The organism is Streptomyces torulosus, assembly GCF_001419765.1.
GTDB lineage: Bacteria > Actinomycetota > Actinomycetes > Streptomycetales > Streptomycetaceae > Streptomyces > Streptomyces torulosus.
Genome location: NZ_LIRK01000058.1, coordinates 1 through 22273 on the forward strand (window position 1 = coordinate 1; position 22273 = coordinate 22273).

Sequence of the window (22273 nt, forward strand, 5' to 3'; positions counted from 1 at the left end):
TGCGGGCGGCCGCCCGCAACGCGGCCGACACGCTCGCCACCGGCGGCGACGACATCGACGTGGCGGTGGCCGTCGCCCAGGCGTTCGCCGCGCCCGTGGCCGTCCACGCGGCCGAGGAGGCGCTGCAACTCCACGGCGGCATCGGCATGACCTGGGAGCACCCGGTCCACCTGTACCTCAAGCGGGCCAAGGCCGACGCGATCGCGTACGGCACCGCGGGCGCCCACCGGGAGGCACTGGCCGAACTGGTCGACCTGCGCGCACCCTGAGCCACCGGCAGCCAGCCACCCTCAGCCGCCGTCAGCCATCGACGGAAGGCGCCAAGGAAGCACGCGGCGGCACGCGGCAGCGTGCGGAGAGCCCGTCCCACCTGGGGCGGGCTTTTCCGCGCGCCCCGCGCGGACGGGGTGAACGCACGACGGCGGTCCGGCCAACTCCTGCCCCGTACATGCTCGTTGCGCGGTACGGCACCCCATACTCGCTGGGGTCCCGTACGCCACCTCAGGGGAGGCAGAGCATGGCCCTCACCACCCGCCGCAGAGCCCTCACCACCCTCGGCGCCGCCCTCGCCGGCCCGCTCGCCCTGCCCGCCGCCGAGGCCCTGGCGGCGCAGGACCGCGGGCACCGCCCCCGACCGCTGTGGCGGGCCCACGCGCACAACGACTACGAGCACCCGCGCCCCCTCCTCGACGCCCTCGACCACCGCTTCGGCAGCGTCGAGGCCGACATCTTCCTCGTCGGTGGCCAACTCCTCGTCGCCCACGACCCCGAGGACCTCGACCCGACCCGCACCCTGGAATCCCTCTACCTGGCGCCGCTCGCCGCCCGCGTCCGCGCCCACCACGGCTCCGTGTACCGGGGACACCGAAGGCCGCTGCAACTCCTCATCGACATCAAGACCGAGGGCGCCGCGACCTACCTCGAACTCGACCGGCAACTGCGCCGCTACGGCCCTCTCTTCTCGACGTACGCTCACGGCCGGGTGCGCCCCGGACCGGTGACGGCCGTGATCTCCGGGGACCGGGCCGCCCGCGTCCCCATGGAGGCGCAGACCGTGCGGCACGCCTTCTACGACGGGCGGCTCGCCGACCTGGTGAGCGCGACACCCGCGCCCGCCTCCTTCATCCCGCTGATCTCCGACAACTGGTCGCTGAACTTCACCTGGCGGGGCGCCGGTTCGTTCCCGGAGGCCGAGCGGGCCAAGCTGCGTGCCGTCGTCTCCACGGCGCACGGGCGCGGACAGCGGGTCCGGTTCTGGGCCACGCCGGACGTCGCGGGTCCGGACCGGGACGCGGTCTGGGGTGAACTCCTCGCCGCGGGCGTGGACCACCTCAACACCGACGACCTCGCGGGCCTCGAAGCCTTCCTCGACGCCCACCGGGCGCGCTAGTGCTGTGACCGGAAGGGTTCACCGGCTCGCGACGCCCGGCACGGCACTAGCGACACCACCGACACCACACGTTCGGCGGACACGTCAGCCGCACGGACCAACCCCCCGCTACGCCACACTTGCGGCCGAATGCCGCGAAGTGGGCGTGGCGGAGGAGGTTGACGATGGCCATTTCCATCTCTGTGGTGCTGCTGCTCGTGATCCTGGCGGTGGTCTTCATGCGCAACGGCGCGCTGAAGCTCTCGCACGCCGCCGTCTGTGTGCTGCTCGGGTTCTCCATGGCGAGCACGAGCCTGGCGCCGACCATCCACAACGGCCTCACGGCCACGGCGGACATCGTCAGCAGCCTCAAACCATGAGCCGGGTCCCCGCCCGTCGCTCTGCCGTCACGGCTTGGTGAACACCCCGATCCCGTTCGGCACGGGGCGTTCCTCGCCCGCGCTGGGGTGGTTCCGTACGGTCACGGCGCTCTCGCCGGCGGCACGGGCGACCAGGGTGGAGGAGCCGCCGCCGTCCAGGCTGAACGCGTCGTCCGAGCCCAGTCCCCGCATCACCTCCGCGGCCTCGGCGACGGTGAGGCCGGACCGGTGGGCGGGGGCGCCGTCCAGGGCGAGCAGCAGCAGCCGGTGGCCGTCCTCGGCGACACCGGCGGCCGTGCGCACCGCCGAGACCGTGTCGTCGAGGCCCGGCAGCGGCCGGCCCGACCGCAGGACCGGGTAGCCGCCGAGCGCGAAGGCGTAGGCGGTGCGGGCCGTCGCCGCCACCAGGCGGTGCCGTACCTGGACCGGGTCGCCGGGGGAGAGCTTGCGCAGCCACTGGGCGCCCGCCTCACGGCCGACCAGGACCGTGGCGCCGGGCGCGACGGCACCGCTGCCGGGCGCGGACGCGACGGAGACCACCCGGCCGCCGGCGACCAGCACCTCGTGGACGTCGGTGCTGCACGGTGCCGCCCGGTCGGTGTCGGTGCCGCACACGGCCCGCGTCCGGGAGACGGTGCCCCAGTCGGAGGTGAACGCGCCGACGGAACCGACCGGCAGGGCGTACTGGTTGAGGCCGCCGAGCGGAAGGTCGCCCCCGGCGGTGGTGACGGAACCGTCGAGGGCGAGGCTGTCGAGGCGGGCCACGCCGTCGGCCGTGACGCCGAGTACGTCCTTGGTGCTGGTGCCGGGCGGCAGGGCAGGGCCGAAGCGCTGGCCGTCCGGCACGGCGGCCTTGAGGGCGTGCCCGCGGGCGATCGCCGGGCCCACGGAGGCGCCCGTGGCGGTGACACCCGGGTGCTGGACCTCGGTGATGTTGAAGAAGTCGCCGTTCACCCCGGCCACGGCGCCCGCGGCGGTCGCCATCCGGGACACGGTCTGCCGCGCGGCCACCGCCCCCGGGTACAGCAGGCCGACACCCACCCGGCGATCCCGCAGATCGACGCTCAGCACATGGGCGTGCGCCACACCCTGCGCGCCCGTCACGTCGAACTCGGAGTACGCGACGCCCGGCGCGAGGTCGGCGGCCCGGGGCGCGCCGGTGGCCGGCGCCGCCCCCACGAGGGCCGCGCCGGTGAGCACACTCCATGCCGCGAGAACCGTCAGTACCGTCCTGAACCGTCCGCCACGACGTGTCACGGTGCCCCCTGATGTCTCGTCAACTGTCCCAGGACCCAAAGGAAGTGCACCAGACGACTACCGGCCGGGCGGCGGCTCCGGGCCGACGACGCGGGAACGGATCAGGAAACGCACTCCTTCGGGTGCCTCCAGGGAGAAGCCGCTGCCCCGGCCGGGGACGACGTCGACGATGAGCCGGGTGTGGCTCCACACCTCGTACTGGCCGCGGGACATCCAGAAGCCCACCGCCTCGTCGACCCCGTCGACCTCCAGTTCCGCGAGGAGGACGTCCGAGTCGCCCGTACGGAACTCGCCGTCCGGGTAGCACATGGGGGCGCTGCCGTCGCAGCAGCCGCCCGACTGGTGGAACATCAGCGGGCCGTGGGCCGCCCGCAGCCGCCGGAGCAGGTCGGCGGCCGCGGGGGTCAGCTCTACACGCGGGACCACATCCATGGCCGCAGTCAACGCCCCGTCAGGTTGCGAGGACGTTGCGCGCGGCCCCGTCACTCCTCGGACGGACCGCCGGAGCGGTCGCGGCGCCGCAGCAGGAGCAGACCGCCGGCGAGGGCCGCGACACCGCCGGCCACGGTCCAGGCCGGGACGTCGGAGAGGCCGGTCGCGGCCAGGTCCGCGCCGCGTCCGCCCTGGGCGCCCGCCGACGAGGGGGGCGAGGAGGACGGGGAGGACCCCGAGGACCCGGAGGTGCCGCCCCGCTTCGCCGATGAGCCGGATCCCGTTGCGGAACCCGTGTCCGCCGTGCCGCCCGGCGCCGACGGGGGCGCCGCCGCCTCGGCGGGGGTGGCCCGGTCCCGGGTGAAGGCCAGGGTGCCGAAGCCGAGCTGGTCGTAGCCGCCGCTGTTGGGGCCGTAGTCGCCGCCACCGCCCTCGGGTGCCGACCGGGCCGCGACCCGGGTGAGGTACGGGGCGTCGAGGCCGCGGCGCCGGGTGTAGTGGTTGGCGATCATGGCCCAGACGGGGCGTGTCATGTTCGGGTCGACGGCGGCCGCCTCGGACGCGGTCTCCCTGCCGGACCAGCCGTCGACGGCGCCCTTCGCACGGGTGTTGGCCGTGTAGGCGACCTTGCCGCCCATAGTCCACTTCGCCACGTACTGGGCGCCCTTGAGGAAGCGGTTGTCGTCGTAGCCGTACAGGTCGATGCCCTGGTTCCAGGCCATCTCGCAGAAGGTGCCCATGAGGCCGACGCCCAGCAGGGCGTGGCCCTGGTCGCGGCCCGCCTCCAGCCACTCGCCGAGGCCGTCGTCGTGGACGACCGGGATGGCCTTCCTGACGGCGCCGAGACCCTCGCCGTGCTGGAAGTAGTCCACGGCGCGCTCGACCCGGGCCCGGTCGTCGCAGAAGATGCCGGTGGCCAGGACGCAGGCCATGGCGCACAGGTCCCAGTTGGTCCAGTAGTTGGTGATGACGGCACCGTTGTGGTGGCGCAGGAAGTCCTCACTGAGCCGGGCGAAGACGCCGGTCAGCATCTCCTGGAAGCGGTCCAGCTCGAAGCCGTCGTGGTCGCGGACGAGTTCGGCGGCGTTGGCGATCTGATAGCCGTACAGGCCCGCCGCGAGGAACCGGTCGGCGCTTCCCTCGACGGCGGTCAGCTTCGCCGACCAGGCGTTGAGGATCGCGACGGCGGTGTCGGCGTGCGCGGTGTCGCCGCCGACGTGGTAGCGCAGTCCGTTCTGGTAGGCGGCGTGCACGTCGTTGTAGAGGATCCCGTAGTTCTGCGGGCCGCCGGCGCCGCGCGTGACGACGGACTGCGGGTTGGCCCGCCAGTCGCTCCCGGAGTGCCGGTTGGCGGTGAGTCTCGCGAAGCCGGCGGTGTGGGGCCGGGCACCCGCCTTCACCTCGGCGGCCATCCGCCGCAGATCGGCCGTGGTGTGGAGCAGACCGGGGTGCGCGAAGGCGCCGCCCACCGCCGAGGCCGGCGTCGCCGCCGCTCCCGTGCCGATGCCCACCGCGCCCGCGGTGGTTCCGGCGACCTTGAGCAGGGTCCGGCGACTGATCTGTGCTGTCACGTGGGGGTCCTCGGGGCTCGGGTACGGTTCACGGCTCGCTCTGCGCGCGGTGTGCGCCGTGTGCGCGGGCCACGAACGGGAGACGCACCGGCCCCGGCGCGATAACAGAAACCGGGGGCGGTGCGTCCGCGGGGCCGGGGCTCCTCGGCCGGGCGTCAGGCGCCGGGCGTCCAGCCGGCCAGCCAGTCCGCGACCTCCTGGTCGGCGGCCTGCGCGTCGGTCAGATGCGGGCGGTCACCGCTCGCGCCGCCCGCGCCGGGGCCCTTGTTCCTGTACTCGGCGAAGCGGTCGTCCTTCCAGGAGAAGCCGCTCATGTCGGTCCACGGCGTGGTCTTCACGGCGGCGCTGAGAGTGGTGTTGCGGACCGTCGTCTGCGGGTCGAGGGAGGCGTCGCCGCCCGCGTGCCAGGGGCGCCCGAGGTAGAAGCTCCGGTCGGAGACGTCGCCGTTGACGGTGGAGTTGGCGATGAGGATGCCCTTGCGGCCCGCGGCCGTGCTCGGGGCGGTGACGTAACCGGCCGAGGTGCCGTTCCAGCGCTTCTTGAGGGTGATGACCGACCGGTCGATGACGGCCGTGGCCCTGCCGAAGATGAAGTCGACGTTGCCGATGACGTAGGAGTTCGAGACGTAGACGCGGCCGAGCCTGTCCTTCGACGCCGTGTCGAGCAGCAGGGTGTCCTGGTCGCCGGTGACGATGACGCCGTCGAGGACGACCTTGTCGGCGGCGGTGCGCAGGGCGACCGCCTGGTGGCCGTCGAGGGACTGGTGGGTGGCCTCGTCGAAGTCGTTGGAGATCGTCAGGTTGCGGGCCTGGAAGTCGTCGGCCTCGACGGCGACGGTGGCGCTGCCGCCGGTGCCGTAGGTGCCGCCGCCCGGCTTGGGCGTACCGGACGCGTTGTTGTAGACGATCACCGTGTCCTTGCGGCTGGCGCCCGAGCCCTGGATGGTGATGTGCGGCTTGTTGGACGGGACCTTCACAAGCTCCCGGTAGGTGCCCGGCTTGACCGAGATGATGACCCGCGAGGCGTTGTTCGCGGGCACCGCGTCGACGGCCTTCTGCACGCTGGTGAACTGGCCGCTGCCGTCCTTGGCGACGGTCAGCGTGGTCGCCGCGGAGGCCTTCGTCGTGGCCGTCGAACCGATCGAACTCCGTGGCCCGGTAACGGACTTGAGGAGAGCGGGCACATCAGCGGCCTTGTCGAGGGTGTAGGGGTAGTACGCCTTCGGGTCGAAGGCGGTGCCGCCGCTCTCGTTGCGGCCGGAGGTGCCCGAGAAGACGTTGCCGCGCTGGACCAGGGACGCCGTCGCGTCCTTCGTCACCGGGTTGCGCATGCCCTGGAAGTAGCTGTTCTCCAGGACCATCCTGGTGTTGCCGCGCGCGTAGTTGCCGTACGACGAGGCGATGTCCGTGCCGGAGACGTCCTCCAGGAAGTTGTTGTACAGGTGCGCGTGGGCCACGTTGTCGGTGGACGGGTTGCGCTGCTCGGTCTCACGGAACCAGTTGTGGTGGATCGTCAGATCGGCGGTGGTGTTCGTGGTCCAGCCGATGCCGAACGTCTTGTTGTTCTGGCTCAGCTTGTTCCAGGACACCGTGACGTAGGTGGTGTCCTTGCGGCTGTCGATCAGGCCGTCCGCCATGTGCCGCAGGTCGTTGTGGTCGATCCACACATGGTGGGCGCCGTCCATCTGGATCGCGTCGAAGTCGTGGTCCTTGTCGTTCCAGGTGCCCTGGTAGGAGTCCCGGATCGTCAGATTGCGGATGATGACGTTGTGCACGCCGGAGCCCAGGAAGAAGCCGCCTCCGACGATGTGCCCCGACGTTCCCGAGCCCACGATCGTCTTGTCCGAGGCGACCTTGATCTCCTTGCCCACCGGGTTCACGGCGATCGTCCCGGCGACCACGATGACGTAGGGCTCGGCGGCCGTCGCGTACTTCTCCAGGTCCGCGAGGGTTTTCACGGTGACCGTTCTGCCGTTCCGGCCACCGTAGGTGCCCTTCTGGCCGAGGGCGTCGACCGAGGCGAAGCCGTCGGCGGCCTCCGTGGCCCATGTGGGGCCGGCCGCCGCGGCGAGCGGCCGGGCGTCCTCGCCGAACGCTCCGAAGACGGAGCCGTACGCCATGGTTCCGGCGGCGGTCAGAGCCAGGGGGAGGCCGACCACGAGCGCCGTCCTCCTCCTGCGGTGGCGAGCCTTGCTTCGGGTCTCAGTCACGAGTCGCTTCCGTTCCGTGCGGGGGATGGCCGGTCAGCCGAGCAGTCGCCGCCGCACGGGAAGAGGTTGCCGCCCTTCCGGGCGGGTTCAGGCCATCCAGGAAGGGCCCGACAGGACGGGGGAGTTGGCCGGATCCGAGCGATGCCGGATTTGCGGAATTCCCGGTGGGTGACACGTGTGCGCCGGTCGCGTCCGACCTGTCACAGCAGTACATCGATTTCGATGGTCACTTGACTACCGGGCGTCACACGCGATTGGCTCCGCCCAGCGAAAGTCAGCCAGTCGCCGCACGTCAGCGCGGTATCGCGGTGTTTTCGCCTCTCCCGACGTCCCGCCTTGGTCGCACAGCGAGGTGCCGCACCCTCATGAACCCAGCCTCCGCCGCCCGTCGTTCCTCCCTCCTGTTCCGCGCCGCGGCCCTCGCCGCCGCCGTCTGTCTCACCGTCGCCGGCTGCTCCGTCCTCACGGGCGCCGACTCCGACGCGGGTGACGGAGCGTCGGGCGGGTCGGGCGGAAGCGGGATGAAGGTCGCCCTCATCGCCCACGGGGCGGAGGGGGACGTCTTCTGGGACCGGGTGCGCAAGGGAGCGGAGGCCGCGGCGGCCAAGGACGGCATCGACCTGACGTTCGTCAGCGACCCCGACGCCGCGGGCCAGGCGAAGCTGGTGCGGAACGCGATAGCCGACAAGGTCGACGGCATCGCGGTGACCCTCGCCAAGCCCCGGGCCATGCGCGGCGCGGTCGCCGAGGCCCGCGCGGCCGGCATACCCGTCGTCGCCCTCAACTCCGGTATCGACGCCTGGCGGGCACAGGGCCTGCTGGGCTTCTACGGCCAGGACGAGTCCGTCGCCGGACGGGCGCTCGGCAAGAAACTGGACGCCCGCGGCGCCCGGCACGCCGTCTGCGTCATCCACGAACGCGGCAACGTCGCCCTGGAGGCCCGCTGCGCCGGCGTCCGCAAGACCTTCGGCGGACAGACCCAGAACCTCTACGTCGACGGCGCCGACATGGACCAGGTGACCGGTGTGATCGCCGCGAAGCTCCGTCAGGACCCCTCCATCGACGAGGTCGTGACCCTCGGGGCGCAGTTCGCGCTCGCCGCCGTCGAGTCCGTCAAGGACGCGGGGGACCGGGCCGAGGTCGCCACCTTCGACCTCAACGCGGACATGGTGAAGGCCGTCAGGAGCGGCGCCGTGCAGTTCGCCGTGGACCAGCAGCCGTACCTCCAGGGCTATCTCGCGGTCGACGGGCTGTGGCTCTACCGCACCAACGGCAACATCAGCGGCGGCGGTGTGGAACCGGTGCTCACCGGTCCCGCGTTCGTGACCAAGAAGAACATCGCCGGGATCGAGAAGTTCGCCGCCAACGGCACCCGTTGACGCGATGCCGACGCCCGGCGTGGACACGATGCGAACGGCACGCCCGCACACCGGGCGCACAGCCCTCACGCATCCGCCGCGAACACCAAACGGAACCCTCCGTTCGGACACGGGTTCACCACGGATCCCAACCATCCGGAACGGTCCGGTAACGGCGGCACCAAGCTTTGGGCCTCCCCGGACGCACGCGTTCACTTGTGCCGATAGCATCCTGCGCATCCCCTGTGCACCGTACTGACGGGTGACCACCCACCACCCGCGGCCGCCGAAGCCCCGCCCCTCGAAACCCTTCCGCTCCCCGCAACCGCCCAAGGACGACGATGCCCTCAAGGACCGGCGCCCGGCGCCGTCTCGGCTCCATACGTCTCTCGCTGATCCTGCTGGCTCTCATCCCCAGCGTCACGCTCACCGCGAGCTGGGCCATGACGACGACGCAGATGTTCTCCGAGGGGCTGCGGCTGCGGGCGCAGACGGGGCTGAGCAAGTCCACCGGCGCCATGGGCACCGAGGCCACCCTGGCCCTCCAGCGGGAGCGGGCCCTCTCCGCCGCCCACATGGCCGCCCCCGGCAGCTCCACGGCGGCCCTGGAGGATCAGCGCAGGAAGACGGACGCGGCGGTCGCCCGGCTCGCCGAGAAGGCGGACGCCATCGAGGACGCCCCCGACCGTATCGGCGAGCGGCTGTACTCGGTGATGGCCGGCTCCGGCAGCCTGGAGTACTACCGGGACCAGGTGGACGACCCCACCGACATCACCCCCGAGCAGATCCTGGACCAGTACACCGAGATCATCGACGGCCAGATCCACGCCTTCCAGGAGCTGTCCCAGGTCGACGACGGCGACCTCACCTCCCAGGCCGGCCCCCTCGTCACCCTCGAACAGGCCGCGGAGCTGGTCTCCCAGGAGGACGCCCTCCTCACCCTGCACTGGCCCGCCGGGCAACTCGACGACGCCTCCCGTCAGCGTTTCGCGCAGGTGGTCAACGCCCGGCGCTGGCTCGTCGACAACCAGCTCGTGCCCTCCCTCGAAGGGGAGGTGAAGAGCGAGGTCGAGCGCATCGTCCAGGACAAGGACTGGCAGAACCTCCAGGCGGTGGAGGACCAGGTCCTCTCGGCCCACGCCACCGGCACCGGCAAGAACCGCAGGACCGCCCTGCCCGACTCCCAGGACCGCTGGGACACCGCCATGACCAGCCTCTCCATCCAGTACGAGAAGCTGATCCGGGAGCAGACCCGCGCCCTGCTGGACCGCAGTGGCGAGGAGGCCCGCGGACTGCTCATCAAGGCCGGCTCGCTCAGCGCCGCGGGGCTCGCCGCGCTGCTGCTGTGCGTCGTGATGTCCTGGCGCATCACCCGCTCCCTGTCGCTGCGGCTGAGGGGCCTGAGGACCGCCACCCTGAGCCTCGCCCAGGAGCGGCTGCCCGACGTCGTCGCCCGCCTGGAGCGCGGCGAGAAGGTCGACGTCGACACGGCGGCGGCCCCGCTGGACTACGGCACCGACGAACTCGGCCAGGTCGCCAAGGCGTTCAACGCAGCCCAGCGCACCGCCGTGCACACCGCCGTCGAACTCGCCGACACCCGGCGCGGCTTCCAGCGCGTCATCCTCGGCATCGCCCGGCAGAGCCAGAACCTGGTCAACCTCCAACTCACCAAGCTCGACAAGCTGGAGCGCCAGCACCAGGACCCGGAGATCCTCAAGGGCCTGTACGAGCTGGACTCCACCGCGAGCCAGCTGCGCCGCTACGAGGAGAACCTCGTCATCATCAGCGGCGAGCGGCCCGGCCGTACCTGGACCGAGCCGGTCGCGCTGATCGACATCCTGCGCAGCGCCGTCGGCGAGGTCGCCCAGTACCAGCGCGTCGAGGTGCACACCGAGGACGACGTGTGGATCGCCCCGCCGGCCGTGGCCGACGTGATCCACCTTCTCGCCGAGCTGATCGACAACGCCACCTCGTACTCGCCGGCCCCCAGCCCCGTGAGCGTGCGCGCCGCGATCGTGGCGAAGGGCCTCGCCCTGGAGGTCGAGGACCGTGGGCTCGGCATGTCCGAGGAGGACTACGAGGCGTTCAACGCCCAGCTGGCGGTGCCCCCGCAGTTCGACGTGGTGGCCCTCGCCGACGACCTCCGGCTCGGCATGTTCGTCATCGCCCGGCTCGCCACCCGGCACGGCATCGCCGTCACCCTGCGGGCCTCGCCGTACGGGGGCACCACCGCGATCGTGCTGATCCCGCACGACATCGTCGTCCACGAGGCACCTGAGCCCGAGTCGGACGCCACCGACGAGGACGAGCCGCCCGTGCGGTCCTCCCTCGTGGCCCGGCGGGTCGCCGCCGCCGAGCCCGAACCCGTACGGGCCGAGCCCGAGCCCGAGCCGGAGGAGCGGCCCGCCGCGTCCACCCGGACCCCCGGGACCCCGGCCGCGAACGGCACCGGGAGCGCGGCCCGCAAGTCCTCGGCCCGGACGAACGGCGGCCCGATCCCGCTGCCCCGGCGGGTGCCGCAGACCAGCCTGGCGGCCGAGCTGAAGGAGGAGGCGGCGCCCTGCCCCGACGGGGACGACGATGACTTCACGGCCGAGCGAGCCGCCTCCTCGCTCGCCGGTTTCCAGCGCGGAACACTTCAGGCACGTGACGACGAGGCGGAACCCGAGTACGTACTGGGGGAGGAATCCGCTTCCGTCGACCCGGGAGACCGGATCCCCGCCTCCGGCACCTGACGTCCCCATCGACTCCCCCGCCGCAGCCCGCTCATGAAGGACACACAGATGACACGCCCCATCCCCGCCACCCACAGCCAGCTCGACCAGCTGCTCACCGGACTGGTGGACCGGGTCGCCGAGGTCGACCACGCCGTCGTGCTCTCCGAGGACGGGCTGGTCGTCAGCAAGTCCACCGCGTTCCTGCGCGACGACGCCGAGCGGCTGGCGGCGACCGCGTCCGGGCTGATGAGCCTCAGCAAGGGCGTCAGCATGGACTTCCGCGGTGGTCCCGTGCGTCAGCTGCTCATAGAGATGGGCAACGCCTTCCTCATCCTCACCAACGCCGGGCCCGGTGCCAACCTCGCCGTGCTCACCCGGCAGGGCGCGGACGTCGGTGTGGTGGCGTACCAGATGAACATGCTGGTGAAGAAGATCGGCGAGCACCTCAGCGCGGCCCCGCGCGCCGGTGTGGTCGTCGCGGACAGCGGCGAGTGAGGTGAACGGAGGCGACGCGGCGGGCCGGCTGGTTCGCCCGTTCACCCTGACCGGCGGCCGGACCAGACCGAGTCGGAGCGACTTCACCCTCATCACCACGGTGACGGCGGTGGACCCGCAGCCCGTCGGCGGGGCCCGGCCGCAGCCCGAGCACACCCGGATCCTCAGACTCTGCGCCAAGCCGATCGTGGTGGCGGAGCTGGCCACCGGGCTCGACCTTCCGGTGAGCGTGGTGGCGATCATGCTCTGCGACCTGCTGGAGGCGGGCCGGATCACCGTACGGCAGCCGCGGCTGATCTCCCGCACTCCCGACCTGGACCTGCTGAAGAAAGTGAGGGACGGCCTTGGCCGCCTCTGACCCCACCCCTCAGAGGATGCCGGCTCCCGACGCGGTGAAGATACTCATCGCCGGCGGATTCGGCGTCGGCAAGACGACCATGGTCGGGTCGGTCAGCGAGATCGTCCCGCTGCGCACCGAGGAGCCCCTCACCACGGCGGGCCTCGGCGTCGACGACCTCGACGGCATCCCCGACAAGCACGCCACCACGGTCGCCCTCGACTTCGGGCGGATCAGCATCGGGGACGACCTCGTGCTGTACCTGTTCGGTACGCCCGGACAGCAGCGGTTCTGGTTCATGTGGAACGACCTGGCGCTCGGCGCGCTCGGCGCGGTGGTCCTCGTGGACGTCCGCAGACCGGAGTCGAGCTTCGCGGCGATCGACTTCTTCGAACGCCGGAAGATCCCTTTCGTCATCGGCGTCAACGGGTTCTACGGCGAGCACCCCTACGAACCGGACGAGATCCGCGAGGCGCTCGCCCTGCCCGAGCACACCCCGGTCCTCCTCTTCGACGCCCGCGAACGCGCCTCCTGCCGAGACGTGCTGATCGCGCTCCTCGACCAGCTGATCGCCACGTCGGCCCGCTGAGGGGGCAGGGCGCCCCCGGCGTCGCGGTTCTCAGGGGCGGGCCTCCTCGCGGACGAGGCCGGAGACGTGGTCGGTGATGGTGTCCAGGATGCTCGTCCAGGTCGTGTCGTCGCCCAGGACCAGGAAGTTGAGGGTGAGGCCGTCGGTCATGGCGGCCAGGTAGCGGGCCAGGACGGGGACGGGGACGGTCAGTTCGAAGTCCGTCGTGCGGCGCAGCTGGTCGATCAGTTCGGTGTACGTGTCGCAGTACATCTCGTACTGGCGCCGCGCCAGGTGCTCGAACCCCGGCTCCCGCAGGGCGTACTGGGTCAGCTCGTAGGTGAGCATGTGCTCACCCGGGTGGGCGGACACATGGTCCCAGTACGCCTGGAAACCGGCCCGGACGGTCTCCCTGAGCGTCTCCCGAGGGCGGATCGCCTCCCGCACCAGCGCCACGTAGTGGCCGGTGATGGTGGTGATGACGGACTCGATCAGCTCCTGCTTCGAGGCGAAGCAGTAGTGGAAGACGCTCAGGGACACGCCTGCCTCGGCCGCGATGGACCGGGTCGTCGTCCTGGGGACGCCGTCCCGGGTCATCGCGCGGATCGCCGCTTCGGTCAGCTGTCTGCGGCGTTCGGCCGACGGCAGGCGTGCCATGTGGTTCCCTTTCCCCCGTGCGTGCGGTCAGCCGCCGTAGACGCCGACCTCGTAGAGGGAGTAGCCCCAGTCCGTGCCGCGGTCGACCCCCTGCATCCGAACATAGCGGGCGGGGACCGCGGAGAACCCGGCCGTGTCGAGGCCACCGTCACCCGAGGTCGTGGACCACACGGTCTTCCAGTTCGAGCCGTCGGTGGAGACGTCGATCCGGTACGACCTGCCGTACGCGCGCTCCCAGTCGAGGGTGACACGCTTGACGGTGTGGGTGGAGCCGAGGTCCACCTTCCACCACTGGTCGTCGCTCCAGTCGCTCGCCCAGCGGGTGCCGCCGTCACCGTCCACGGCCCGGCCGGGCTGGTAGCTGGTGAAGGGGTTCGACTCGGACGCGCTCGCCGTGGCCGTGGCGCCCTTGGCGAGGTTCACGCCCGCCTTGTGCGACTCGGACGCGCCCCAGGTGTCGAGGTAGGACTCGGCGCCCCGGAAGAGATCGTCCACGACGCCCTTGCCGCCGACGAGCCGGATGTCCTCGATCCAGTCCGGGACCATGCCGACGTGGGCGGCGCCGTCGGTGTTGAAGTCGAAGGTGCGCTGACCGGTGGTCTGCTTGTCGATGGTCGAGCCGCCGTCGGCGCTCTTGAAGGGGTACTTCACGGGGTTCGACGTGTTCGCGCCGCGCGGGGCGGGGTGGTCGCCGATGCCGTTGAAGTCGGTGCCGAAGCCGTAGCCCACGTCGTACTTGGCCCGCAGGGCGTCCGTGCGCGCGGCCTCCTCGCTGAACTCCTTCGAGCCGTGCATGTACTGGGCGACGAAACCGCCGAGGGAGTAGACCCGCTCGGTCCAGTTCAGGTCCATCCAGCTGTGCGAGGACAGCACGCCCGGGTAGGACTCGGCCTCGAAGATGTCGAGGACGCGGCCGGTGGCCTTGACGCTCATGTGGTCGATCTCGACCATCATCTTGCGCTTCATCATGCCGCGCAGCGCGTACTCGCCGAGGTCGGTGAGCCCGCGCACGTTGCACTGCGCGTTCTCGTCGTACTCCGGGACCTCGGTGCCCGCGGGCAGGTCCGCCTCGGCCTTCGACGCGGCGTCGCCGATCGGGTTGTCCTTCTGCGGGCCCTTGCACTTCTCCGTCTGCCAGAACGTGCCGGTCGACAGGAACTGGCCGACGTTGATGGCGGTGCCGAGACCGTGCTCGTCGAAGCGGACGCCACACAGCGCGTTGTCGAACTTGTGGCACAGGAACATGCTGCGCACACCCAGGTCGTACAGTTCGTCGAGGCCCTTGTCGATGTCCGACTTGTCGCACTGCGGGATGTCGAGGATCTGCTTGCAGCCGAACGGCTCGGACGTCTCGACGCCCAGCACGACCGCCAGCTTGCCCTGCGCGACGACCTCACGGGCCTGCGCGCTGTCCGTGACGATCCGGAACCAGCCCTTGCCGGTGCCGCCGTACTGGGCGTCGATGTAGGCCTGGAGGTCGTACGTCAGCTTCGCCTGGAGCCGGATCGACGTCATCTCGTCGCAGCCGCGGTCCTTGAACGGGTAGACCGAGCAGATCATGCCGTTGGTGACGAGGTCGTTGACGAGGACGCGCTGACCGCCGCGCCAGGCGCGCTCGACCCAGGCGTAGTAGTTGGCCTGGTGGGTCATCGAGTCGTAGGCCGGCCAGTCCTTGAACGTCGGGTAGCCGACCGGGTCGTGCTTGCCGTCGCCGCCGTGGGTGATGTAGTCGAAGATCGCGAGGGTGCCGTCCGGGTAGTGCTCGGGGCAGTCCTTCAGCGCGTCGGCGATGCCGGCCGTCGAGAAGACCTTGCCGCAGATCAGCCGGCCGCCGAACGCCTCGTTGGAGAACAGGTGGTTGTGCGCGTCCACGAAACCGCGCACCTCGCCCGCCGCGTTCGTGCCCTTGAACGGCTCGCCCGTGACGTTGATCTGGGAGTCGGGCGTCGGCCGCGCGGTGGGCTGCCACCAGTCGCCGGTGGCGGCCGAGCTGGCCGACGGGCTGAGCAGCATGCCCATCGCGGTCAGGAACAGCGTCAGCACCATGAGGGGTCTGCGTCTGTGGTGGGCGCGTCGGGTCCGGGTCATCGTTCACGTCCTTGGTCGAGGGAAGCGTGGTCGATCGGCCAGACCCTGCGGGACGCGCGCACACCACGACGCCATGGCCCGGTTGTCATGGCTGGCACAAGCGATGTGACGAGAATCGCCACTGTGGTGATGCGAGTCAATAGTCCGGGACGGATGACCTGATGGTGATCGCGTGGTAGGCGTCGAGATGACGTCTCGTCAAACACTGTGTCCGGCCCGCCATTAGGGGCTGTCCTCAGTTGTGATCAATGGGCTTCGTAAGAGGTCGCTGGTCAGGGGATTGGTCACGAGATCGCGATCAAGGACGGCTGCTCGGCGTCACCACCGACTACCGCCCGGACCCGTTGCGTTGGCGCACCCGCCGGGCGGCCACGACCGGCGTGGCCGACTACGGCGGGTGGCTCGACCGTGGGTCGGTTACGGGATGAAGCCGTAGTCCAACTGCTTGATGAGTTTGGTCTTGTTGCCCTTCAGGGACACCACGAGCGTGCGTGCCAGGGTGCCGCCGAAGCGCGTCCCGCCGTCGGCGGTCGGGACGGTGTCGATGAAGCTCTCCACCAGCCCGTTGGGCATCACGTAGTGGGAGTACTGCTGCGTCGGGGCTTCCTCCGGGTTGCCCAGGACCAGTGCACTGCCGTTGAGCGGCTTGTAGTCGCTGCGCAGGGACGCGCCGACGAACCCGTAGAGGCCGTCCCAGCCGCTCAGGCCCGGCGCGAACGTGAACTTGTGGCTGATGGTGAACAGGTAGTACTTGCCGTTACGGATGACCAGGTGGGGCCGTTCGGTCTGCTGGTTCACACAGTTGGCCGAGAGCAGCGGGGGCTTCAGCCGCCAGTTGGTCATGCTGTCGCTGTCAGCCGTGGCCAGCCCGATGTTGCCCGTGTAGTACTTCGCGTCTTCCGGCACCTCATGGCCGGCCGGGACGTCACCTATGTCGCGCTTGGTGCACCGGTACGTGCCGGCGACACCGGCCGTGTTGCCCTCGAACAAGATGTGGATCTTCCGGTCCCGGGGGTCTCGGAAGACGAACGGGTCGCGGAAGGCGTAGATGATCGGGCCCGCCTGGGACTGTTCCATGGTCTGGTACAGCTTGCCGTCGGCCTCGGCGATGATGCGGTGGTTCCGGAACCCGTCGAACCACACGTGGGTCTTGTCCGCGTGGATCCGACCGCTCGCCATCGCCAGGCGCTGCAGGGGATCGTTGGGGTCCACCCCACCGTTGTCGCGCCCGGAGGCGGTGTAGAAGGAGTACACCTTGTTCCCGACGAGGGCCGCCGAGCCGGCCCACTGACGTGAGCCGAACGCGGTGCCGGGCTGGAACAGGTCGCCGCCGTACTTCCAGCTCTTGGCGTCACGCGAGTAGTAGTAGCCGATCTTCGCGTACCAGTGCCGGTCACCGAAGGGGACCGAGCGCGGGGCCGTCAGCGCGAAGATGACATGCCAGCCCTTGTAGGTGGCGGTCTTCGTGTTGAGCTTGGTCAGCGGCCAGGTGTCCCACTGCCACACTCTGTCGCTGATCACGGGAAAGTCGGGAGAAACACGGGGGGCGGTGTTGGTCTTGTCCTGCCGGAGCTTCAACGCGTCCGCGCGGGACCAGACGGCGAAGTAGTCGTCGTCCGCGCTGTACTGCCGCGTTCCCGTCTGTGACGAGGCCGGTCTGTCGGCGGAAGCCGGTGTCGCCACACCGCCCAGCACCGCGAGGGCCATCAAGCCCGTGGCCAGCCGGAGCAGCACTTTTCGTGCTCTGCGCATGCGTCGTCCTTCCCAAGGGGGGTGATCGAAAGGAACAGAACTGGAGCGACTGCGATTCGCGACTACCCCCCTTCTCGCCTGACACACCCTCACCTTTCTTCACTGGCAACGCACTTCTGTAATCCGGGAGTTCAGGGCTCGACCAGGTCCACCGGTTCCACCCCTCGGGCGCTGTCTGGTTCGGGCGGGACGTCGCACGTGGCGAACAGCGACCGACAGGTTTCCGCGTGGGACCGACACGGCCGAGAGCCCCCGATCAGTGAGCCTCTTCAGCGCTGCCGGCTCCGGCGCGAGGATGGCCTTGGCGACTGACGTCATTAGATGCGGGCTGCGCCGGGACCTGCGGCCCGGCTGTCACCGCCCCGGTCGCAACCGGCGAGCGCCCCGTACAGCAGGACGTGAGCGGGATCCGTCTTCCGCAGGACCCGCAGCAGGCCGCGAGCCCGGCGGGACGGATGGCCGACGAGGGCGGTGACGTAGGTGTGGGAAGTGCCGACGGACATGCCTTGCGGGAGGCCACCCCGTCACCCAACCAATACCAACTCCGCACATGTTCACGGGACTTCTAGCCAGAGCGGTGCTCGGGCACGCGACGGGGAGTCGATGAGTATCGGCCGACAGATGCCGTTGCCTGCATCGAACGGCCAGCCGCTCAGGGACGGGGCTTCGGTCGTCCGGCATGCGACCTGAGGTGGACGACACCTACATCGCACAGCGTGAACGACCGCCGAAATGCTCAGCCCGGAAGCCGATGGCCTGGACGGCGCGAAGGCACAGGATGGATCCCGTCGAACACCGACTTTCAGAAGAGGGACGGGATCACCATGACATCTCCTTTACGCCGCAGGACCCTGGCCGTCCTGGCGGCACTCGCCACAGGTCTCACTCTGTCCAGCTCCGCCGTCGCTGCCTCCGGAGACCGGGAGGGGAAGCCGGCCCGCGCGAGCGTCGTCGGAAGCGCCGAGTTCGTGCTGCCCTACTACAAGGACGACGACATCCGCTCGTTCACCTTCGACGCTCATGGTGCCCCGTACAGCCGCCCGCTGCCCGCGATCCCCACGGGCCTGCCCACCGACGCACAGGGGACGATTCTCATATCCCACTACTCGGCCGAGCGGAACATCACGTACACGTCGAAAGGGAGTGTGGACTGCTTGGTCACGGGACCACGAACCGCGACGGTGACAGCGGTCATCACCGAGGTGAGTCCTGGCGGGTGGCCCCCCGTCGGGCAGCGCGTCGGCCTGAGCGTCTACGACGGGGGCAGAGACAAGGGCCGTTCGGCCGACCGCGTGGGCTTCTCCTGGAACGGTCTGAACCTGCGGCCGGAAGACGACGCCGATCCCGAGGACGCCCCGGTCGGCACCTGTATGGCGCCCGCTCCGTTCGCGCCGGTGACCAGGGGCGGGTACACGGTCACGCATGCCGAGCTGCCGCCGATGCCGTCGACATCCGACTAGGGGTGGAACGCACGGTCCCTGCCAGACCGTCTACGAGCGTCGCCGCTGGTCGGTCGACGGCACCTGGACGGGGATCGGGCAGATCGTCGCCGCCATGGATGCCCTCATGAACCAGGCACATCAGGAGCGCACCGCGGTGATGTGCAGCGAAGCGGCGTGGTGGCGATGCCACCGGCGCCTGATCGCCGACTTCGCCGTCCTGTCCGGCGGAATGCCCGTCCGCCACTTGATGCGCGATGGACGCCTCACAGCGCACCGTCCGACGCCAGGGGTGCGCCTTCGCGACGACCGCCTGCTTGTGTACGACGACGCCTGACGTCTGGAGTCCGTCGACCTCATCGACCGCAAGACCGAGTAGTCCGGACCTGGTGGCCGTCCGGCTCGCGCGCAAGGAATCGCATGAGCGCTCGCTTCTCGATCTGAGAAGCGGCGACGTCGACCGCTGCGAGCTGTCCGCGAACAACCCGCGGACGATCACCCGGGCCTTGGGAGTGCGGGTGCCGACTCTTGCTCGGTGTCCCGGTGACTTCTCGTCCCATCGTCCGTGCGGTGGCCGGAACGGCGCCGGAAAGTGATACGGCATCAAGTCAAAGTCATCGAAGTGCCCTCGGTCGTCTTCCGGGACGGTGGCCTCGCCCATATCCTCGTGCGGCCGATGTTACCGATGGTAAGGGATGGCGATGAGCGGCACGACGCGCAGAGGGTTCCTGGGTACGGCCGCGGCCGCCGGTGGCGGGATCGCCCTCGGCGCCCCTCAGCCGGCTTCGGCCGAGAACGGCGCAAGAGCGCAGACCGTGGCCGTGCTGGGTGGGGGCGTCGCCGGGCTCACGGCCGCGCACGAACTCGCCGAGCGTGGCTTCCGGGTCACGGTCTACGAACGCAAGGCGCTGGGCGGCAAGGCCCGCAGCATGGACGTACCGGACAGCGGCACGGGCGGCCGCAGCCCCCTGCCAGGGGAACACGGCTTCCGCTTCATCCCCGGCATCTACCACAATCTGCCCGACACCATGCGGCGCATCCCGCTCCCCGGCAACGCAGGCAGTGTCCACGACAACCTCGTCGCGCCCAAGGAGATGCTGTTCGCCCGGTCCGGCGGTCGCGAGGACATCCGGATCCCGCTGCCCTGGCCCGGCAACACCCCGGTCGAACTCACCCCCGACGAGCTCCGCCGCGCCATCACCTCGGTCCTGGACACGGCCTTCAACCTCCCCCTCCACGAGGCCCTCTACTTCGCCAACCGCTTTCTGGTCTTCCTCACCAGCTGCGACGAGCGCCGCGACGACGTATGGGAGCGGACGCCGTGGTGGGAGTTCGTCCGGGCCGGACGGATGTCCTACGACTACCAGCGGATCCTCGCCGTCGGCATCACCCGCAACATCGTGGCCACCAAGGCGGAGGAGGCCAGCACCCGTACGGTCGCCACCCTGCTGGAGGCCTTCGCCTTCAACCTTCTGGGGCGAGGCGCGGACGGACCACTGGACCGGATCCTCAACGCGCCCACCAACGAGGCATGGATCGACCCCTGGGTGACGTACCTGAGGTCACTCGGGGTCGAGTTCCGCGTCGGCTGGACCGTACGGGACCTGGCGCTGGACGCCGGGGTGATCGCCGGAGCCGTCGTGGAGGACCCGGCAGGCGCACGCCGGACCATCACCGCCGACCACTACATCTCGGCGATGCCGGTCGAGCACGCCCGCCGCACATGGAACTCCGCCGTACGCGCCGCCGATCCCCAACTGGCCGAGTGCGACCGACTGGAGACGGACTGGATGACCGGCATACAGTTCTATCTGACCGAGCGTACGCCGATCCTGCACGGTCACCTCGACCTCATCGACTCCCCGTGGTCGCTGACCGCGATCGCCCAAGCCCAGCACTGGCCGGGCCACGACTTCCGCGCCGACTTCGGCGACGGCACGGTCGCGGACTGCCTGTCCGTGGACGTCTCCGAGTGGGACCGACCGGGCATCCTGTACGGCAAGACGGCCAAGCAATGCACCCGTACCGAAGTCGCCCGCGAGGTGTGGGCGCAGTTGAAGGCGGCTCTCAACGACAGCGGCCGCACGGTTCTCAAAGACTCCGTGCTGCACTCCTGGTTCCTCGATCCGGCTGTGGACGGACTCGGCACGCCCACCCCGGTCAACGAGGAACAGCTGCTCATCCATCCGGTGGGGACCTTCCACCATCGCCCGCGGTCGGCCACGAAAATCCCCAACCTCTTCCTGGCAGGCGACTACGTGGCCGTTCCCATCGATCTCGCCACCATGGAGGGCGCCAACTCTTCGGCTCGGCAGGCCGTCAACGCCCTGCTGGAACGGACCGCCTCGACCGCCGAGCGGTGCACCGTGACCCCCTTGTACCGGCCCCCCGAGTTGGAGGCGCTCAAGCGGCACGACCGTACCCGCTACCTCCTTCGACTGCCGAACGTCTTCGACTTCGGCTGACAGCCGCTGCCGTGCACGCGTTCCGAGGGACAGCTTGTGATCGGACCGCCTCGCATTGCCGATGAGAAGGGCCGGCCCGCCAAAGCGACGCCGCGCGGAGGTCACGGCGACGGTGAACGCGGCGGCGATGAACGTCGGCCCGCCCGCCGGCCTGCACACGTAGTGGGCAACGTGGCGCCGACGTCGGCGGTCCCGGCTTGAGGGCCGCTCGCGCGGGCGGTCCCGCGGCGGGCTGACCAGCAAGCTCCACCTGCCCGTCGGCCGGCGCTGCCGGCCGACCGTCATCCCGGAGAGGCAAGACCGAGCCACCAGCCGCCGAAAGAAAGGCAGTCGGGGCGGCAGGCCGGTCACCCACGACATCGACCTGTACCGCGACCGCGGCACCGTTGAACGGGCCACCAACGTCCACGATGAGGACGGCGTCCTTGGCGAACCGCTTGCGGGGGCTGGAGAGCGAACAACGGCCCGAGGTGATTGATGATGCGGTCCGCCGCAGACTTTGACACCCCGAACAGCGGCGCGAGCTGCCGCATCGTGAGGTTCGTGCGCCAGTACGCCGCGACCAGCAGAGCTATCCAGGACGGCTCCGACGCCGTGATCACACCAGCCACACCAAGATCATCCCAGGCCGGTTAGGGTGCCTTCGTCGAGCCGACGGACTGAAGACGGATGATGGAGCAGGACGAAGCCCTGCAACTCGCGGTGGCGTTTCTCGCGCACAGCCAGCGCGATGACGAGACGCCTCTCGCCGTCGAGGCAGAGCGGGTCCGTGAGAACAACGGACTCCTGATCGTGCCCTACAACTCCGTGCAGTACCTCGCCTCGCGTGATGTGAGAGAGCAGCTGCTGGACTGCTGGCCCATCCTCGTCGACCTTGCGTGCGGAGACGTGCGATTCGGGACCCTGGACGAGCGGCATCTGTGGAGGATGTCCTTTGACAGCGAAGTGAGTCGGGCCGAAGTCGCTGAACTTCGCGGACCAACTTCGCTGTCAACGCAGTCGCGTGACGCTTCTTTCGGCCCGGACCCCCTGGCCGCCTGCGCCGACTGGGTTGGATGGCAAGGAGCGCCATGTGGAAGGCCAACCTCTTGCGGTGAACCTGCGTCGGCCGCCCGCGGGCCGGTGTGGGCCTTCCCCTTTTGCCGGGGCGACGTACCTCCCGGCAGCGGTAGTTCCGC

Annotated in this window: 19 protein-coding genes and 2 pseudogenes; 11 read left to right on the plus strand and 10 right to left on the minus strand. The window is 70.2% G+C overall.

What is annotated here, in order from left to right; translation table 11 throughout:
• The 3 genes from AOK23_RS05455 to AOK23_RS05465 form a co-directional block, all read left to right on the plus strand.
• On the plus strand, positions 1-269 hold a 269-nt coding region (locus tag AOK23_RS05455; protein WP_276205716.1), incomplete at its 5' end, for an acyl-CoA dehydrogenase family protein.
• Between the two features lie 248 nt (positions 270-517).
• Complete coding sequence (locus AOK23_RS05460; RefSeq protein ID WP_055711609.1) at positions 518-1390, plus strand: phosphatidylinositol-specific phospholipase C/glycerophosphodiester phosphodiesterase family protein; 873 nt, start codon at positions 518-520, stop codon at positions 1388-1390.
• Positions 1391-1554: 164 nt separating this feature from the next.
• Positions 1555-1749 (plus strand): hypothetical protein, encoded by a 195-nt coding sequence (locus AOK23_RS05465; protein ID WP_055514301.1) that lies wholly within the window; start codon positions 1555-1557, stop codon positions 1747-1749.
• Between the two features lie 27 nt (positions 1750-1776).
• On the opposite strand, the gene AOK23_RS05470 is transcribed toward AOK23_RS05465, so the two are convergent.
• The 4 genes from AOK23_RS05470 to AOK23_RS05485 all read right to left on the minus strand — a co-directional run bounded on the left by AOK23_RS05470 (position 1777) and on the right by AOK23_RS05485 (position 7219).
• Positions 1777-3006 carry a phosphodiester glycosidase family protein gene (locus AOK23_RS05470; protein ID WP_420823688.1) on the minus strand — a complete coding sequence of 410 codons (1230 nt, stop codon included), beginning with the start codon at positions 3004-3006 and terminating at the stop codon, positions 1777-1779.
• A 57-nt stretch (positions 3007-3063) separates the two neighbouring features.
• Positions 3064-3438, minus strand: coding sequence for a DUF779 domain-containing protein (locus AOK23_RS05475; RefSeq protein WP_055711611.1), 375 nt, complete (start codon positions 3436-3438; stop codon positions 3064-3066).
• Between the two features lie 50 nt (positions 3439-3488).
• Complete coding sequence (locus AOK23_RS05480) at positions 3489-5009, minus strand: alginate lyase family protein (RefSeq protein WP_206336117.1); 1521 nt, start codon at positions 5007-5009, stop codon at positions 3489-3491.
• A 155-nt stretch (positions 5010-5164) separates the two neighbouring features.
• On the minus strand, positions 5165-7219 hold the full coding sequence (locus AOK23_RS05485; RefSeq protein WP_055711612.1) for a pectinesterase family protein: 2055 nt from the start codon (positions 7217-7219) through the stop codon (positions 5165-5167).
• Between the two features lie 365 nt (positions 7220-7584).
• Between AOK23_RS05485 and AOK23_RS05490 the strand changes: the two genes are divergently transcribed.
• From AOK23_RS05490 to AOK23_RS05510, 5 genes are all read left to right on the plus strand, one after another.
• Complete coding sequence (locus AOK23_RS05490) at positions 7585-8598, plus strand: substrate-binding domain-containing protein (RefSeq protein ID WP_055711613.1); 1014 nt, start codon at positions 7585-7587, stop codon at positions 8596-8598.
• 320 nt (positions 8599-8918) lie between these two features.
• Positions 8919-11312: a sensor histidine kinase gene (locus tag AOK23_RS05495; protein WP_055711614.1), complete on the plus strand. Its 2394-nt coding sequence runs from the start codon at positions 8919-8921 to the stop codon at positions 11310-11312.
• A 48-nt stretch (positions 11313-11360) separates the two neighbouring features.
• Positions 11361-11789, plus strand: a complete 429-nt coding sequence (locus AOK23_RS05500) for a roadblock/LC7 domain-containing protein (protein WP_055514289.1) — start codon at positions 11361-11363, stop codon at positions 11787-11789.
• A gap of 1 nt (position 11790) precedes the next feature.
• On the plus strand, positions 11791-12147 hold the full coding sequence (locus AOK23_RS05505; RefSeq protein WP_055514287.1) for a DUF742 domain-containing protein: 357 nt from the start codon (positions 11791-11793) through the stop codon (positions 12145-12147).
• Between the two features lie 16 nt (positions 12148-12163).
• Positions 12164-12715, plus strand: a complete 552-nt coding sequence (locus AOK23_RS05510) for a GTP-binding protein (protein ID WP_055711615.1) — start codon at positions 12164-12166, stop codon at positions 12713-12715.
• A gap of 30 nt (positions 12716-12745) precedes the next feature.
• Here the strand turns inward: AOK23_RS05510 and AOK23_RS05515 are convergent, their stop codons facing one another.
• The 4 genes from AOK23_RS05515 to AOK23_RS05530 form a co-directional block, all read right to left on the minus strand.
• Entirely contained in the window at positions 12746-13351 is a 606-nt protein-coding gene (locus AOK23_RS05515; RefSeq protein WP_055711616.1) for a TetR/AcrR family transcriptional regulator, read from the minus strand.
• Positions 13352-13378: 27 nt separating this feature from the next.
• The gene (locus AOK23_RS05520) at positions 13379-15439 is read right to left on the minus strand and encodes a galactose-binding domain-containing protein (protein WP_206336118.1); all 2061 of its coding nucleotides are present in this window, start codon (positions 15437-15439) and stop codon (positions 13379-13381) included.
• 417 nt (positions 15440-15856) lie between these two features.
• Positions 15857-17191 (minus strand): glycoside hydrolase family 68 protein, encoded by a 1335-nt coding sequence (locus AOK23_RS05525; protein ID WP_240496263.1) that lies wholly within the window; start codon positions 17189-17191, stop codon positions 15857-15859.
• A gap of 317 nt (positions 17192-17508) precedes the next feature.
• Entirely contained in the window at positions 17509-17694 is a 186-nt protein-coding gene (locus tag AOK23_RS05530; protein ID WP_055711618.1) for a hypothetical protein, read from the minus strand.
• A gap of 321 nt (positions 17695-18015) precedes the next feature.
• On the opposite strand from AOK23_RS05530, the gene AOK23_RS05535 reads away from it, so the two are divergent.
• The 3 genes and pseudogenes from AOK23_RS05535 (at position 18016) to AOK23_RS05545 (ending at position 21095) form a co-directional block, all read left to right on the plus strand.
• Entirely contained in the window at positions 18016-18651 is a 636-nt protein-coding gene (locus tag AOK23_RS05535) for a hypothetical protein (RefSeq protein WP_055711619.1), read from the plus strand.
• Between the two features lie 85 nt (positions 18652-18736).
• Positions 18737-18967, plus strand: a pseudogene (locus AOK23_RS05540) (DUF488 family protein); the annotation flags it as partial.
• A 364-nt stretch (positions 18968-19331) separates the two neighbouring features.
• A complete protein-coding gene (locus tag AOK23_RS05545) occupies positions 19332-21095 on the plus strand; it encodes a hydroxysqualene dehydroxylase (protein WP_055711634.1) in 1764 nt (587 codons plus the stop codon).
• Between the two features lie 403 nt (positions 21096-21498).
• Here AOK23_RS05545 and AOK23_RS44515 read toward each other — a convergent pair.
• Positions 21499-21706: pseudogene (locus tag AOK23_RS44515) on the minus strand (helix-turn-helix domain-containing protein); the annotation flags it as partial.
• 7 nt (positions 21707-21713) lie between these two features.
• Positions 21714-22013: a hypothetical protein gene (locus AOK23_RS51605; protein ID WP_055711620.1), complete on the minus strand. Its 300-nt coding sequence runs from the start codon at positions 22011-22013 to the stop codon at positions 21714-21716.
• Positions 22014-22273 lie beyond the last annotated feature (260 nt).